We start from the raw sequence: 14334 nt of genomic DNA on the forward strand, positions 1-14334 counted from the left end.
TCCCCAAGACCGGCCGCGACGTTTGGCGGACGGTCGCATGCAGATTAAGCGGTGCGTCGCGAAACTGTCAAAAACCTTCACTCAGAATCGACGGCTCGCGCCGGGCGGCGCAGTCCGTCTTGGGGCAGATCCGGCAGCTTGCCCCGACCTGCACCTCTGCCCCTGACTGGGTCTTGTCGTCGCCCGGCGGCACCACCAGCATCACCGAGCGATAGACCGGCTCGCGTCCGAACCCCGACACGGGCTGCGGCCAGGCGATGGCGAAACACTCGAACTCGGCGGCGCTGCGGCCCAGAAGGGTGACACGGCTGTGAACCGGCACCAAGGGCCGGTTCAACGCAGAGAACACGGGCCATAAAGGGCAGGCATCGCCGTGCCGGGGCATGGCGAAACCGGGGACATGCTTGAGCAGGATGATGCTGCCGGACGAATCGCACACCGCCAATCCCGCCGGTCGCGGCAACACATCCTCGGGCAGGAAGGCCAGCCGCCGCAGCACCGTGGCCAGATCGACCGAAAACCGCGCGGCAAGTGTCAGCGGATCCAGCCCATCCGCTTGCAGGGCCTCGCGCAGCCGGCCCAAAGGCATGGCCCGCGCGTCCTGCGCATATTGCTTCAGCACCTGCCGGACCAGCGACTTGGCCGCCGCCGACCGCAGACCATGCTGCACCATGTCATCGCCGTATTCACCGTCCTCCAGCTCGGGCAGGTGAAATCCGCGCTGGTCCAAAAAGGCCTCGACTTCCTCCATGGGCAATCCGCGCCGGTCGCCGGGACTTTCGCTTTGATCCAGATAGGCGACCAGGGCCTTCGAGCTTTCCGCCAGGCGCTCGGCATCCTGGTGCAGGTTACGATGGAACCGGTCGCGCCACTCGGCATCCAGTTCGCCGGGTTCGGCCAGAATCGCGGCAGTCGAGCGGATCGCAGCTGCCGTCGACAGGACCTCGTGCATCGAGCCCGCCAGATGCGGGTCGTGGGTCAGCCGGTCCGACAGGGTCTCGACCGTACGTTCAAGCGACACCACACGACGGTGCATCTGGGCCAGCACACCGGCCCAGCCCGGAAACCGTCCGGCAAATTCGTCAAGCGAATCGATCTCGGCGCGTTGCCCCACCGCGTCGGCAGCGGCTTCGCGCAGGGCCGCGATCAGCGTGGCCTCGACCCCCTGGGTCAGCACCGACGGCTCGACCGAAAGTGCCGCCGCGATGTCGACCAGAAGCTTACCGCCGATTCTGCGCCGGTTGTGTTCGATCAGGTTTAGATAGGATGCCGAAATTCCCACCTGGCGCGCCAGCTGCGCCTGCTTCAGCCCGGAAATCTGGCGCCTCTCGCGGATACGACTTCCGGTCAACATATCTCTCACAATGATCTTCCTCCTCAGCTGATGCCCGGCAAGCACACCGCTCCAAGACAGGTTTTGCTGATACCTGCCTTGATTTAAAGGGGTTACGCGAGTGTTTTCAAACCTGATTTACAGGATTTACTCAATTCCTGCCGAAGTCTTGCGACGCGTGGGCAACTCTCCCCTTCAATTCGGCCGAAAATCCCGCCACCATACCGGCATGAGCGATCCCGCATTCGAATATGCGCCCATCGGCCTGGTCGAACTTGAGAACCGGATCATCCGGCGCTGCAACCTGCAATTCGCCCGCACCTTCGGCGGCGAGGAGACCGACTATCGGAACATGCCGTTGCTGCATCTCTACCCTTCGGTCGCCGATTGGGAGAGGATCGGCGCCCGCAGCCTGCAGGTGATGCGCGACACGGGATATTACTCCGATGAGCGGGTGATGCGTCGCCGCAATGGCGACCTGTTCTGGTGCCGGGCACGCGGGCGCTCGCTGACGCCCGACGACCCGTTTCGCCATGGAATCTGGAGCTTTTCCGACATTTCCGAAGAGCGCCCGCTGGTCGAGCTGACCAAGCGCGAACGCGAGGTTGCCATCCTGTCGTGCCGCGGCCTGTCGGCCAAGGAGATCGGCGCCGAACTTGGGCTCAGCTACCGCACCATCGAGGCCTATCGCGCTCGGCTTCTGGAAAAGTTCGGGGCCCGCAAGCTGCCTGAATTGGTGGCCAAGCTATCGGGCACGCCACTTTAGCCGACGCTGTGCTGGCGTTTCATGGCCGAACCCAGCCCAGACTGCGCTTTTCATGGCCGTCGCGTTGCCCTATAACGCAGCGTAATTGAGCAAAGCCCGCGCAGACAGACGGGCCATAGGGGAACCTTCGAGGACACTCATGACAGATACCAGACACGAAGCGGATGTGGCGTTCATCAAGGCATTGGCTGAATTGCTGCGCGAAAACGATCTGACGGAACTGCAGGTCAAACGGGAATATGGCGAGGAAGACAGCCTGAACGTGCGCGTCAGCCGTGTCGCTCCGGCGCCCGCGGCACCGGTTCAGGTGGCGGTACCGGCCGCTGCCCCGGCGGCGCCCGCTGCTCCGGCGGCACCGGCCGCCGCCCCGGCCGAGGCCGCCGCTCCGGCCGACGATCCGGCCAGCCACCCCGGTGCCGTCACCTCGCCCATGGTCGGCACCGTCTACATGCAGCCCGAGCCGGGCGCGGCCCCGTTCGTGACCGTGGGCGCATCGGTTTCCGAGGGCGACACGCTGCTGATCGTCGAGGCGATGAAGACTATGAACCACATCCACGCCCCCAAGTCGGGCACCGTCAAACGCATTTTGGTCGCCGACGGCGACGCGGTGGAGTTCGGCACACCTCTGGTCATCATCGAGTAAGGCGGGCCCATGTTCGACAAGATCCTGATTGCCAACCGAGGCGAGATCGCCCTGCGTGTGATCCGTGCCGCGCGCGAGATGGGGATTGCGACGGTCGCGGTGCATTCGACCGCCGACAGCGACGCCATGCATGTGCGCATGGCCGACGAATCCGTCTGCATCGGCCCGGCACCCAGCCCGCAAAGCTATCTATCCATTCCCGCCATCATCTCGGCTTGCGAGATCACCGGCGCGCAGGCGATCCATCCCGGCTATGGCTTCCTGTCTGAAAACGCCGATTTCGTGCAGATCGTCGAAGACCACGGCATCACCTTCATTGGCCCCACTGCGGAACACATCCGCATCATGGGCGACAAGATCACCGCCAAGGATACGATGAAGGAACTGGGCGTGCCCTGCGTGCCCGGCTCGGACGGAGGTGTGCCCGATCTGGCCACGGCCAAGCGGATCGGTGAAGAAATCGGCTATCCGGTCATCATCAAGGCCACCGCCGGCGGCGGCGGGCGCGGCATGAAGGTTGCCCAGACCGCCGACGAGATGGAAAGCGCCTTCATGACCGCGCGGGCCGAAGGCAAGGCCGCCTTCGGCAATGACGAGGTCTATATCGAGAAATACCTGACCACGCCCCGCCATATCGAGATCCAGGTCTTTGGCGACGGCAAGGGCAACGCGGTCCATTTGGGCGAGCGCGACTGCTCGCTGCAGCGGCGCCACCAAAAGGTGTTCGAAGAGGCCCCAGGCCCCTGCATCACCCCCGAGGAGCGCGCGCGCATCGGCAAGATCTGCGCCGAGGCAGTTGCCAAGATCAACTATATCGGCGCCGGTACGATCGAGTTCCTCTATGAGAACGGCGAGTTCTATTTCATCGAGATGAACACCCGCCTGCAGGTGGAACACCCCGTGACCGAGGCCATCTTCGGCGTCGATCTGGTGCGCGAGCAAATCCTTGTAGCCGCAGGCGAGCCCATGTCCTTCGGTCAGGACGACCTCAAGATCAATGGCCATGCAATCGAGGTGCGGATCAACGCGGAAAAACTGCCCAACTTCTCGCCTTGCCCGGGCAAGATCACGGCCTACCACGCGCCGGGCGGCTTGGGTGTGCGGATGGATTCAGCCCTGTATGACGGGTACTCGATCCCGCCCTACTACGACTCTCTGATCGGCAAGCTGATCGTGCACGGCCGCGACCGCCCCGAAGCCCTGGCGCGCCTGAACCGGGCCCTGGGCGAACTGATCGTGGACGGCATCGACACCACCATTCCGCTGTTCCGCGCCCTGCTGCAAGAGCCCGACATCCACAGCGGCGACTACAACATCCACTGGCTGGAGCACTGGCTTGCGGAGAACATGTCCCAGTAATTCAGGCCGCCCGGAGAAACGCTCTCCGGGCGCCTTTCGCTTGGGCTCCGCATGAGCCTGACGCCCGACCTTCTGCTGCATGGCTATTCCGTCGGCATCTTCCCGATGGCCGAGCATCGAAACGATCCGGAGCTTTTCTGGGTCGATCCTCGGCTGCGCGGCGTGTTCCCTCTGGACGGGTTCCATATTTCGCGCAGCCTGCGTCGACGCATCCGCAACTGTGGGTTCTCCGTCACCGTCAACCGCGATTTCCAGGCCGTCGTGGACGGCTGCGCCGACCGGGCCGACACCTGGATCAACGGCCAACTCCGCCGCCTGTATGCGCAGCTGCAAGAGACGGGCCACGCCCATTCACTGGAATTGTGGGAGGGCGACACTTTGGTCGGCGGTGTTTTCGGTGTGACGCTGGGGGCGGCCTTCTTCGGGGAAAGCATGTTCTCACGCCGCAGGGACGCATCAAAAATCGCACTGGCCTATCTGGTCGACCGACTGCGCCAGACAGGGTTTCAGCTGTTCGACACGCAATTCCTGACCGCGCACCTGGCGTCATTGGGGGCGATTGAGGTTCCCCGGCACGAATATCGCAGGCTTCTGGATCAGGCCACCGCCGGCAGCGCTGATTTCACCGCACCGCTGTCACAAACGCCTCAGGGCGTGATACAGCGGATCACCCAGACGTCGTAACGGGAATGGTCCAAGGCGTTCAGCGCGGGCGACGTCGCGATCATCCAGCCATCGAACAGCTGTTCGGCCTCGCCCTTTTCCCAGATCGTCAGAAAGGCAAAGGCGTCGCCGGTCGGGTTCTCGGTCGGATACCGGCAATCCCCCAGCGCCACATCCAGCCCGAAGATCGAGGCCGTCTCGCCGGGTTTCATCTGCACGTCGACAGTCTGGCCATTGACCTTGTCCAGCCCACGCAGCAGAGCCCCGGCCCCCGAGGTGACCTTCTGCTGTGCCTGGGCCGCGCCGGCCGCCAGCAGCACAAACAGGGCCGCACGCATCATCATTCGGCGCTGTCCCCGGCCACGAACTTGACCAGCAACGAGATCAGACTGACCGCGCCCTGCGTGTCCTCGATCTGATCGCCGGGCTCGAAATAGAACGGCGAACCACCGGGCATGACTTCGACGAAGTTGCCACCCAGAAGGCCCTCGGACGAGATCACGATGGCGCTGTCATCGGGGATCTGAATGTCATCAGCCACCGAGATGGTGGTATCGGCGCGGTAGGTTTCCGCGTTCAGCTTGACGTTCGTGACCGTACCGATCTTGACCCCGGCCAGCCGTACATCGGTGCCCACGCCAACCCCTTCTAGCGACCGGAACGAGGCGCCCAGTTCATAGCCAGAGGTATCCTGAGACCAGCCGGTCGACTGGCTGGCATAAACGCCAAAGCCGATGGCGAAGGCCAGCACGACGCCGCCGACCAGAACTTCGGTCATGTTGTGGGTCGACATCTATGCCTCGCTTATTCCGGGCGCCATGCCTCGTAATCCTTGCGCTCCACCGGTTCGGGGCGGCGCAGGGATCCGGCCGGCACATAGGCCATCGGCGTGCCTGTCAGGTTTTCCTGATGCGGTTTCTCCCACGACTTGTGGCGTAGCGGTTTTTCGGTGGGCGGCTCGTCCCATGTCCGGTGCAGCCAGCCATGCCATTCTGGATCGATTCGGCTGGCTTCGGCCTCGCCGTTGAAGATCACCCAGCGCTGGCTGTCATCGGCATTGCGATAGAACACGTTGCCCTGATCGTCCTCGCCCACCTTGATCCCCTTGCGCGCGGTGTAGATCTGGGTGTTCAGGGTTGCTCCGTTCCACCAGGTCACGGCCCGCAATAGAGTGTTCAGGATTCCCATCGGCTGCCTCCGGCATTTCTGTCCCCGCAGATATGGACCAAACCCACGCAGAGGTCCAGTGCCACAAAGACCGCACCCGTCATGTCGGCAGCAAGGCCGTCACCTCGATTTCGATCCGGTATTTCGGGTCGATCAGGCCACATTCGATCATCGTGGCCGCCGGCGGGTTTGGCCCGAAGGTGTCGGCAAGAATGGGCCAGCAGGGCGCGAACTCGGTGCGGTCCGGCAGCATGTAGGTCACGCGGACCGCATCGGCAAATGATGCCCCGGCCTCGGACAGCGCGTTGCCAATGATCTCCAAGGCCGAGCGGCATTGATCGACAACGTCATCGCCCTGCCCCACGGTACCCGCCACATGCACCCAGCCGCCGGCGACCACGGCCCGGCAATAGCCGACCTTCGCCTCAAACTCGCCCCCCGAGGAAATTCGCCGAATCGTCATTTTGCCCTCATACGAAAACGGCGCGGACAATGCCGCGCCGCAGGTTTTCCAATTTCACGTGGATCAGCCTGCCGATACCGTTTCCGGCTCGGCGTCGGCATAGATGATCAGCGGCTGCGCGTCCGAGGTCACCGCCTCTTCGTTCACGACCACCTTGGTCACGTTCTTCATGCCCGGCAGTTCGAACATCGTGTCCAGCAGGATGTCTTCCAGAATCGAGCGCAAACCGCGCGCACCCGTCTTGCGCTCGATCGCCTTCTTGGCGATTGCCTTCAGCGCGTCCTCGGTAAAGTCCAGCTCGACGTTTTCCAACTCGAACAGGCGCTGATACTGCTTGACCAGCGCGTTCTTGGGCTTGGTCAGGATAGTGACCAGAGCGTCCTCATCCAGATCCTCGAGCGTGGCCAGAACCGGCAAACGGCCGACGAATTCCGGGATCAGACCGAATTTCAGCAGATCCTCGGGTTCCAGATCCTGGAAGATCTCGCCCACGCCGCGTTCGTCATTGTCGCGCACATCGGCGCCAAAGCCCATGGCCGAACCCTTGCCACGCTGCGCGATGATCTTGTCGAGTCCCGCGAATGCGCCGCCGCAGATGAACAGGATATTGGTGGTGTCCACCTGCAGGAATTCCTGCTGCGGGTGCTTGCGGCCGCCCTGCGGCGGCACGCTGGCAACGGTGCCTTCCATCAGTTTCAGCAGCGCCTGCTGCACGCCCTCGCCCGAAACGTCTCGGGTGATCGAGGGGTTTTCCGACTTGCGGGTGATCTTGTCGACCTCGTCGATATAGACGATGCCGCGCTGCGCGCGTTCGACATTGTATTCGCTGGCTTGCAGCAGTTTGAGGATGATGTTCTCGACATCCTCGCCCACGTAACCGGCCTCGGTCAGCGTGGTCGCGTCGGCCATGGTAAACGGAACGTCCAGAATCCGCGCCAGAGTCTGCGCCAGAAGGGTCTTACCGCAGCCCGTCGGGCCGATCAGCAGGATGTTCGACTTGGCCAGTTCGATGTCACTGCCGGCCTTCTGCGCGTGGTTCAGGCGTTTGTAGTGGTTGTGCACCGCTACCGACAGCACGCGCTTGGCCCGCGCCTGGCCGATGACATAATCGTCCAGAACCTCGCAGATATCTTTGGGCGTCGGCACGCCGTCGGTGGATTTCAGCCCGCTGGCCTTGGTTTCCTCGCGGATGATGTCCATGCACAGTTCGACGCATTCATCGCAGATGAATACGGTCGGACCAGCAATCAGCTTGCGCACCTCGTGCTGGCTCTTGCCGCAGAAGCTGCAATAGAGCGTGTTCTTGCTGTCACCGCCTGAATTCGTCGCCATGATCTACCTTTCGGGCTTCATCCCTGCGGCCCCGTGCGGACCGCGCTTGCCACCTTGGACCGAGCTTAGGCCAGCGCCAAGGCAGCTACAATCTCAAAATCGTACCCCGCACCTGTGGGTGCGGGGTTTCGGCATCACGCTTCGTCGGGCTCGGCCTTCGTCCGGCTTTCGACGATTTCGTCGATGTGGCCCCATTCCTTGGCCTCTTCCGGGCTCATGAAATTGTCACGATCCAGCGCCTTTTCAATGGTCTTTTTCGACTGTCCGGTATGCTTGGCATAGATATCGTACAGGCGATCCTTCAGCTTTTGCGTCTCGGCCGCGTGAATCATGATGTCGCTGGCCTGACCCTGATAGCCGCCGCTGGGCTGGTGCACCATGATGCGGCTGTTGGGCAGCGCAAAACGCATCCCCTTCTCGCCCCCGGCCAGCAGAACCGACCCCATCGAGGCTGCCTGGCCGATCACCAGGGTCGAACATTTCGGCTTGATGTACTGCATTGTGTCGTAGATGGCCAACCCGCTGGTCACCACGCCACCGGGCGAGTTGATGTAGATCGAGATTTCCTTGTTCGGATTCTCGGCCTCGAGGTGCAGCAGCTGCGCGACGATCAGATGACTCATCCCGTCGTGGATCGGGCCGTTGATGAACACGATCCGCTCCTTCAGAAGGCGCGAGAAGATGTCATAGGCACGCTCTCCGCGGCTGGTCTGCTCGACGACCATCGGGACGAGCGTGTTCATGTAGGTGTCAACTGGATCGAACATTCGGAACCTGCCTGATTTGCTATGGACCGGGACCATACCCGGAAAGACGTTACACGAGTCTTAGTGTCGGCGCCGAGGGGCTGCAAGGGGTCAGCCGCGCCAGAGTTCGCGATGCGGACATGACCGCCAATCTACGTTGCCCGTATGCCATCCTCTGCAATCCGCGCAACAGGCCGAACTGCCCAGGCTGCTTGTGCTCGCATAACAAGATTGCGAAGCGTTCTTGTGGAAATTCCCGATTACTAAGTGTAAAGGACCGCCAGCAATACCCATGGAGCCTTGGGCACGCCGCCCTCGTCGAGTTACAGTCAAAAAGGTCAAACAGGATGACGCTTCCCAAGCTTTCTTCGGACATGTCCAACGAAGAAATGGACCGCATGGCAGAAAACGCGGCCCGTGCGGCGAGTTTTCTGAAAGCCATAAGCCACGAAGGGCGGCTGATGATCCTGTGCCATTTGGCCTCGGGCGAGAAATCCGTGACCGAACTCGAAGAACTGCTGTCCGCACGACAAGCCGCCGTGTCCCAGCAATTGGCGCGTCTGCGCTTCGAGGGGCTGGTGGTTCCCCGCCGCGAGGGGAAAGCCATTTACTATAGCCTGGCCGACGACCGTCCGCGCAAGATGATCGAAACGGTGTACGAGTTGTTCTGCTCGGACCAATGATTGATGCCGAAACCGGCATTCGATCAGGATCCCCGCCGCGAAAGATGCTTGTGCAGAGAGGTGGTTCGGTTTGTTTGAACCGTTTCGTAGGTTGGTTTTCCGCTCGGTTATGCCGCCGCGATTGGTGACGACGGGTTGAGATATGCCTGATCGGGTGTCTGCATTTCCAACGATGAATGCGGTCTCCGCGTGTTGTAAAATATCAGGTACCGGTGCCCCTCCCCCAAAGAAGAGATCCGCCGTTATGTTTAGGAAAACGGAGAATCGGAAAGGCAACGGGGAGACACAAGCCGGAAGAAATTGTCACGGTGTGAGGGGACCGTGGCCCGAGTGGGGCCGCGCAAGCCCCAATCACACGGCAGGTTGAGGTGCTTGTCGGCCATACTCAAGCAACCGAGGTGGCGGGTTCAAGAAAATTCAGCATTATGGCCACACACATTGGCACCCGGGCCTGAAACTGAAAAATGGATACCAAATGCTAGGAAGAAGGTCATTTAGACGCGCCAAATGGCACTGAATAGCCTGTCATCTCAACCTCAACTCCGGCCTTCCCCCGTCAACCGCACTTCGAATGGCCGCAGCTTGCGCAGGTCATGCAGCCTTCGACCATGCGCATCTCATATTGACCGCAGGACGGGCACGCCTTGCCGCGGGGAGCGTCCATATTCACCACCTGCGCCTGCGGGTCGGATTTCAGTCCCATCCCTTCCCCCTCAAGGAACCCGATCGCAATCATGTGCTGCTCGATCACGCCACCGATCGCCGCCAGGATCGAGGGTATGTACTTGCCCTGCACCCAGGCCCCGCCGCGCGGGTCGAACACGGCCTTCAGTTCCTCGACCACAAAGGACACGTCGCCACCGCGTCGGAACACGGCCGAGATCATCCGGGTCAGGGCCAGCGTCCAGGCGTAATGCTCCATGTTCTTCGAGTTGATGAACACCTCGAACGGACGCCGCCGACCACCGATGACGATGTCGTTGATCGTCAAATAGATCGCGTGCTCGCTATCGGGCCATTTCAGCTTGTAGGTCGACCCTTCCAGCGACTGCGGCCGGTCCAGCGGTTCGGACATGTAGATGACATCGCCGCCATCCACCTCGTGCGGCGCATCCGCGCTTTCACCTGGCACCTTGTCGTCGCTTTCCGAAACGGTCAGCACCGAACCTGTCACGTCGTTCGGGCGATAGGTCGTGCAGCCTTTGCAGCCCTGATCCCAGGCTTGCATGTACACGTCCTTGAAAGCATCGAACGAGATGTCCTCGGGGCAGTTGATCGTCTTCGAGATCGAGCTGTCGATCCATTTCTGCGCGGCAGCCTGCATCTTGACATGCTCGGCCGGGGTCAGGGTCTGGGCGTTCACGAAATAGTCGGGCAGTTCGACGTCGCCGAACTTGTCGCGCCACATCTGAACGGCATAGTCCACCACCTCTTCCTCGGTGCGCGAGCCGTCCTTCTGCAGCACCTTGCGGGTGTAGGCATAGGCAAAGACCGGCTCGATCCCCGACGACACGTTGCCCGCATACAGAGAGATCGTCCCCGTGGGCGCGATCGAGGTCAGCAAAGCGTTGCGGATGCCGTGTTCGCGGATTGCCTCGCGGACATCGTCATCCATCTGCTGCATGGTGCCGCTGGCCAGGTATTTCTCGGCATCGAACAGGGGAAAGGCCCCTTTTTCCTTGGCCAAGTCCACCGACGCCAGATACGCGGCGCGAGCGATCGCGTGCAACCAGCGCTCGGTCTGAAGCGCCGCCTCGTCCGAGCCATAGCGCAGACCCAGCATCAACAGCGCATCCGCAAGCCCGGTCACGCCCAGACCGATACGACGCTTGGCCTGCGCCTCGGCGGCCTGCTGCGGCAGCGGGAATTTCGAGGCATCCACCACGTTGTCCATCATGCGAACGGCCGTGGCGACAAGCTCCTGCAATGCCGCCTCGTCCAGACGAGCCGCGTCTTCGAACGGTGCTGACACCAGCCGCGCCAGGTTGATCGAACCCAACAGACAGGCGCCATAAGGCGGCAGTGGCTGCTCTCCGCACGGGTTGGTGGCGGCGATGGTCTCGCAATAGCTCAGGTTGTTGGCCTGGTTGATCCGGTCGATGAAGATCACGCCCGGCTCGGCATAGTCATAGGTGGCCTGCATGATCTTGTTCCACAGGTCGCGGGCCTGAACCGTGTGATAGACCTTACCGTCAAAGACCAGGTCCCACGAAGCATCGGCCTTGACCGCGTCCATGAAGGCATCCGTCACCAGAACCGACATGTTGAACATACGAAGGCGGGCCGGGTCGGATTTGGCGGTGATGAACTGTTCGATATCCGGGTGGTCGCAGCGCATGGTCGCCATCATCGCGCCCCGGCGCGAGCCCGCCGACATGATGGTGCGGCACATGGCGTCCCACACATCCATGAACGACAGCGGCCCCGAGGCATCGGCGGCCACCCCGTGCACATCCGCGCCGCGCGGCCGGATGGTCGAGAAATCATAGCCGATCCCCCCGCCCTGCTGCATGGTCAGAGCAGCCTCTTTCAGCATGTCGAAAATGCCGCCCATGCTGTCGGGGATCGTGCCCATGACGAAACAATTGAACAGGGTCACCTGCCGCGCGGTACCTGCTCCGGCTGTGATGCGCCCGGCGGGCAGGTATTTGAAGTCCTCAAGCGCCTCGTAGAACTTCTGTTCCCAATGCGCGGGGTCCTTCTCCACCCGTGCCAGATCGCGCGCAATCCGCCGCCACGTATCCTCGACCGACTTGTCGATCGGCGTGCCATCCGCTTTTTTGAAGCGGTATTTCATGTCCCAGATCTGCTCGGCGATGGGGGCGGCAAAGCGGCTCATTGGTGATTCCCTGTTCTGAAAGAGGCACCCAGATTAGACCAAACCCGCGCTGAACCACAACAGCTTGATAGCGCGCAACGGTAGGCTACAATATAAGGATGGTCCATGGGACGACTCTGTGGGAAAGCTGTGGATAAGTACATCAACCTCGTGAAACTCTCGGTCGGGTCCGAGAGCGTGGACAGCCTGATCGCCTGGCAGGACAGCTATCGCCGGCGCTTTGCGGACGGCCTGCCCCGCCACATCACCCGCATGTGGCCCAAGCGCGAGGCCGAGATTCTGAACGGCGGATCGATCTTCTGGGTCATCAAGGGCGTCATCCAGTGCCGCCAGCGCATCTTGCGGCTGGACGAGGTGACGGGTGAGGATGGCATCCGCCGCTGCGCCATCGTGCTGGACCCGCAGGTCCATCGCACACAGGGTGCGCAGAAACGGCCCTTTCAAGGCTGGCGCTATCTGAAACCCGAGGACAGCCCCGCAGACTTGCCCGAAAGCCGCGCGCAGGACGACGCCCTGCCCGAGGATCTGAACCGCGCGCTGGCTGAAATCGGAGTGCTCTAGCCTCAGCCCAAACGGCGCATTACTTCTGCCAGAGCAGCCTTTTCGCCCCCCCCGTACTCCGCAACCCGGCTGCGCCACAAAGTGGCCTGCGATTGCAGGATCAACCCATCTGACAGGATCTTGAGGTGGTTGGCGCGCAGGGTCTCACCGGTCGAGGTGATGTCGGCAATCGCCTCGGCGGTTTCGTTCATCACCGTTCCCTCGGTCGCCCCCTGGCTGTCGACCAGCGTATAATCGGCAACCCCAGAATCGGTCAGGAACTCTCGCACCAGACGGTGGTACTTGGTGGCGATCCGCAGGCGGTGCCCATGCGTGGCCCGAAAGGCGGCGGCGGCGGCGTCCAGATCATCCAGCGTTTCGACATCGACCCAGCAGGCCGGAACCGCGATCACCAAATCGGCCTGGCCGAAGCCCAGCGGTGCGATTTCTTCGACCTGCTGTTCCCAGCGCGGCAGTTTCTCGTGCACCAGATCGGTGCCGGTCACACCCAAGTGAATACGGCCGGCAGCCAGTTCGCGCGGGATCTCTCCGGCCGACAGCAGGATCAGCGAGACATCCTCGATCCCGTCCACCTTGCCAGCGTACTCTCGGTCGGACCCGGCGCGCGACAGCTCGATCCCGTGGCGGGCGAACCAGGCAAAGGTTTTCTCCATCAGCCGCCCCTTGGACGGCACGCCCAGCTTCAGGGTCATTGGCCCGCCTCCTCGATTTCCAGCATCAGGTCGGGGCGCAGCACGCCACCCACCGCCGGGATCTCGGCCCCGTTACCCAGCCGCCGCGTCAGCGCGTCATAGCGCCCGCCGGTGGCGATGGGCGGCAGGTCGGGGCGGCGCTCGGCGTAGAAGCCGAAAACAAACCCGTCGTAATATTCCATCGAGGTGCGCCCATACGAGGCCTCGAAATCCAGCTTGCCGACATCAACGCCACGCGCCTGCAGGGCGGCGATCCGCGCCTCGAGCCGGTCCAGCGCGGGGGTGATCTGGGGCAGATCGACGGCGATGTCGCGCAGATGCTCCAGCGCATAGGGCATGGTCTCGCGCACGCCCAGCAACGAGTCCAGCCCGGCCATTTCCGTGTCTGAAATCGGCGGTGTGTCGCGGTCGGCGCGCAGGGCGTCGATGCGGGCGGCGATCTCGGCCGGTAGGCGCTTGCCGATCATCGGCGCGTCGCATGCCATCGGGTCGGCCGCAGCGAGCAACGCGGCGCGGTGGTCCGGCTCGGGCTTGCGGCCCGCGAACCGGTCCAGCAGAGCCCGGAACCGACGCGGCCGCCACAGATGGCGCATCAGCGCGGCCTTGCGTTGGTCGGAGGTGCGCAGGCCTTGTACTGCAGCCGTCAGAATGCCGATGTCGCCGGTCGCCGCGCGCAGCGGCAGGCCCCGCAATTGCAGGGCAAACAGCGAGAACACCTCGGCATCGGCGCCTGCCGGATCGTCGCGGTCAAAGACCTCATAGCCCACCTGGATGTATTCATTGGCGCGGTCGGGGTCGTGTTCCTGACGGCGAAACACCTCGCCCGAATAGGTATAGCGGGCCGGTTCGGCGCCGTCGCGCATGTGCATCTGCACCACCGGCAGAGTGAAATCCGGGCGCAGCATCTGTTCGCCGCGCAGCGCGTCCGAGGTGACATAGGCGCGCGCGCGGATATCCTCGCCGTAAAGGTCCAGCAGCGTCTCGGCCGATTGCAGCAGCGGCGTGTCGACGACCTGCGCCCCGGCGGCCTCGAAACGCACGCGCATCATCGCGGCCCGGGCCTGGATCTGGGATCGGTTGGGCATGG

General features: G+C 62.7%; 16 protein-coding genes. 6 read left to right on the forward strand and 10 right to left on the reverse strand.

Annotated features, from left to right (window positions below):
- Positions 1-67: 67 nt before the first annotated feature.
- On the reverse strand, positions 68-1366 hold the full coding sequence (locus tag AC2FM3_RS01375; RefSeq protein ID WP_496678667.1) for a short-chain fatty acyl-CoA regulator family protein: 1299 nt from the start codon (positions 1364-1366) through the stop codon (positions 68-70).
- A gap of 196 nt (positions 1367-1562) precedes the next feature.
- Here AC2FM3_RS01375 and AC2FM3_RS01380 point away from each other — a divergent pair, with 196 nt between their 5' ends.
- The 4 genes from AC2FM3_RS01380 (at position 1563) to aat (ending at position 4785) form a co-directional block, all read left to right on the forward strand.
- Positions 1563-2099, forward strand: coding sequence for a LuxR C-terminal-related transcriptional regulator (locus AC2FM3_RS01380; protein WP_149777010.1), 537 nt, complete (start codon positions 1563-1565; stop codon positions 2097-2099).
- Between the two features lie 139 nt (positions 2100-2238).
- On the forward strand, positions 2239-2742 hold the full coding sequence (accB, locus tag AC2FM3_RS01385; RefSeq protein WP_490361562.1) for an acetyl-CoA carboxylase biotin carboxyl carrier protein: 504 nt from the start codon (positions 2239-2241) through the stop codon (positions 2740-2742).
- A gap of 9 nt (positions 2743-2751) precedes the next feature.
- Positions 2752-4101: an acetyl-CoA carboxylase biotin carboxylase subunit gene (accC, locus tag AC2FM3_RS01390; RefSeq protein ID WP_496678473.1), complete on the forward strand. Its 1350-nt coding sequence runs from the start codon at positions 2752-2754 to the stop codon at positions 4099-4101.
- A 51-nt stretch (positions 4102-4152) separates the two neighbouring features.
- Positions 4153-4785: a leucyl/phenylalanyl-tRNA--protein transferase gene (aat, locus tag AC2FM3_RS01395; RefSeq protein ID WP_496678475.1), complete on the forward strand. Its 633-nt coding sequence runs from the start codon at positions 4153-4155 to the stop codon at positions 4783-4785.
- Here the strand turns inward: aat and AC2FM3_RS01400 are convergent.
- The 6 genes from AC2FM3_RS01400 to AC2FM3_RS01425 all read right to left on the reverse strand — a co-directional run bounded on the left by AC2FM3_RS01400 (position 4749) and on the right by AC2FM3_RS01425 (position 8493).
- Positions 4749-5108: a DUF2155 domain-containing protein gene (locus AC2FM3_RS01400; RefSeq protein ID WP_149777006.1), complete on the reverse strand. Its 360-nt coding sequence runs from the start codon at positions 5106-5108 to the stop codon at positions 4749-4751. The two genes, aat and AC2FM3_RS01400, sit on opposite strands and share 37 nt — an antisense overlap.
- A complete protein-coding gene (gene mlaD, locus AC2FM3_RS01405; protein ID WP_496678477.1) occupies positions 5105-5557 on the reverse strand; it encodes an outer membrane lipid asymmetry maintenance protein MlaD in 453 nt (150 codons plus the stop codon). Before mlaD ends, AC2FM3_RS01400 begins: the two co-directional genes overlap by 4 nt.
- Positions 5558-5568: 11 nt before the next feature.
- A complete protein-coding gene (locus tag AC2FM3_RS01410) occupies positions 5569-5952 on the reverse strand; it encodes an NADH:ubiquinone oxidoreductase subunit NDUFA12 (RefSeq protein WP_496678479.1) in 384 nt (127 codons plus the stop codon).
- A 79-nt stretch (positions 5953-6031) separates the two neighbouring features.
- A complete protein-coding gene (locus AC2FM3_RS01415; RefSeq protein WP_496678481.1) occupies positions 6032-6394 on the reverse strand; it encodes a RidA family protein in 363 nt (120 codons plus the stop codon).
- Positions 6395-6457: 63 nt separating this feature from the next.
- A complete protein-coding gene (gene clpX / locus AC2FM3_RS01420; RefSeq protein ID WP_496678483.1) occupies positions 6458-7726 on the reverse strand; it encodes an ATP-dependent Clp protease ATP-binding subunit ClpX in 1269 nt (422 codons plus the stop codon).
- A 134-nt stretch (positions 7727-7860) separates the two neighbouring features.
- Positions 7861-8493, reverse strand: coding sequence for an ATP-dependent Clp protease proteolytic subunit (locus AC2FM3_RS01425; RefSeq protein WP_149777001.1), 633 nt, complete (start codon positions 8491-8493; stop codon positions 7861-7863).
- 326 nt (positions 8494-8819) lie between these two features.
- Here AC2FM3_RS01425 and AC2FM3_RS01430 point away from each other — a divergent pair, with 326 nt between their 5' ends.
- Positions 8820-9155, forward strand: a complete 336-nt coding sequence (locus AC2FM3_RS01430; RefSeq protein WP_496678485.1) for an ArsR/SmtB family transcription factor — start codon at positions 8820-8822, stop codon at positions 9153-9155.
- Positions 9156-9711: 556 nt separating this feature from the next.
- Here AC2FM3_RS01430 and AC2FM3_RS01435 read toward each other — a convergent pair.
- Entirely contained in the window at positions 9712-11994 is a 2283-nt protein-coding gene (locus tag AC2FM3_RS01435; protein WP_496678487.1) for an adenosylcobalamin-dependent ribonucleoside-diphosphate reductase, read from the reverse strand.
- Between the two features lie 129 nt (positions 11995-12123).
- Here AC2FM3_RS01435 and AC2FM3_RS01440 point away from each other — a divergent pair, with 129 nt between their 5' ends.
- Complete coding sequence (locus AC2FM3_RS01440) at positions 12124-12555, forward strand: DUF1489 family protein (RefSeq protein ID WP_149776173.1); 432 nt, start codon at positions 12124-12126, stop codon at positions 12553-12555.
- 2 nt (positions 12556-12557) lie between these two features.
- Here AC2FM3_RS01440 and hisG read toward each other — a convergent pair whose 3' ends face one another.
- The gene (hisG, locus tag AC2FM3_RS01445; protein ID WP_260064940.1) at positions 12558-13247 is read right to left on the reverse strand and encodes an ATP phosphoribosyltransferase; all 690 of its coding nucleotides are present in this window, start codon (positions 13245-13247) and stop codon (positions 12558-12560) included.
- Entirely contained in the window at positions 13244-14332 is a 1089-nt protein-coding gene (locus AC2FM3_RS01450) for an ATP phosphoribosyltransferase regulatory subunit (RefSeq protein WP_496678488.1), read from the reverse strand. Before AC2FM3_RS01450 ends, hisG begins: the two co-directional genes overlap by 4 nt.
- Between the last annotated feature and the right edge of the window lie 2 nt (positions 14333-14334).

It is taken from the genome of Ruegeria sp. BHSB172 (assembly GCF_059613165.1).

What these genes read in the sequence shown, in the direction of transcription:
- clpX (WP_496678483.1), bottom strand. Translation starts at nt 7,726, where the DNA reads ATGGCGACGAATTCAGGCGGTGACAGCAAGAACACGCTCTATTGCAGC.
- aat (WP_496678475.1), top strand. Translation starts at nt 4,153, where the DNA reads ATGAGCCTGACGCCCGACCTTCTGCTGCATGGCTATTCCGTCGGCATC.
- AC2FM3_RS01415 (WP_496678481.1), bottom strand. Translation starts at nt 6,394, where the DNA reads ATGACGATTCGGCGAATTTCCTCGGGGGGCGAGTTTGAGGCGAAGGTC.
- accC (WP_496678473.1), top strand. Translation starts at nt 2,752, where the DNA reads ATGTTCGACAAGATCCTGATTGCCAACCGAGGCGAGATCGCCCTGCGT.
- AC2FM3_RS01410 (WP_496678479.1), bottom strand. Translation starts at nt 5,952, where the DNA reads ATGGGAATCCTGAACACTCTATTGCGGGCCGTGACCTGGTGGAACGGA.
- AC2FM3_RS01400 (WP_149777006.1), bottom strand. Translation starts at nt 5,108, where the DNA reads ATGATGATGCGTGCGGCCCTGTTTGTGCTGCTGGCGGCCGGCGCGGCC.
- hisG (WP_260064940.1), bottom strand. Translation starts at nt 13,247, where the DNA reads ATGACCCTGAAGCTGGGCGTGCCGTCCAAGGGGCGGCTGATGGAGAAA.
- accB (WP_490361562.1), top strand. Translation starts at nt 2,239, where the DNA reads ATGACAGATACCAGACACGAAGCGGATGTGGCGTTCATCAAGGCATTG.
- AC2FM3_RS01450 (WP_496678488.1), bottom strand. Translation starts at nt 14,332, where the DNA reads ATGCCCAACCGATCCCAGATCCAGGCCCGGGCCGCGATGATGCGCGTG.
- AC2FM3_RS01435 (WP_496678487.1), bottom strand. Translation starts at nt 11,994, where the DNA reads ATGAGCCGCTTTGCCGCCCCCATCGCCGAGCAGATCTGGGACATGAAA.
- AC2FM3_RS01430 (WP_496678485.1), top strand. Translation starts at nt 8,820, where the DNA reads ATGACGCTTCCCAAGCTTTCTTCGGACATGTCCAACGAAGAAATGGAC.
- AC2FM3_RS01380 (WP_149777010.1), top strand. Translation starts at nt 1,563, where the DNA reads ATGAGCGATCCCGCATTCGAATATGCGCCCATCGGCCTGGTCGAACTT.
- AC2FM3_RS01425 (WP_149777001.1), bottom strand. Translation starts at nt 8,493, where the DNA reads ATGTTCGATCCAGTTGACACCTACATGAACACGCTCGTCCCGATGGTC.
- mlaD (WP_496678477.1), bottom strand. Translation starts at nt 5,557, where the DNA reads ATGTCGACCCACAACATGACCGAAGTTCTGGTCGGCGGCGTCGTGCTG.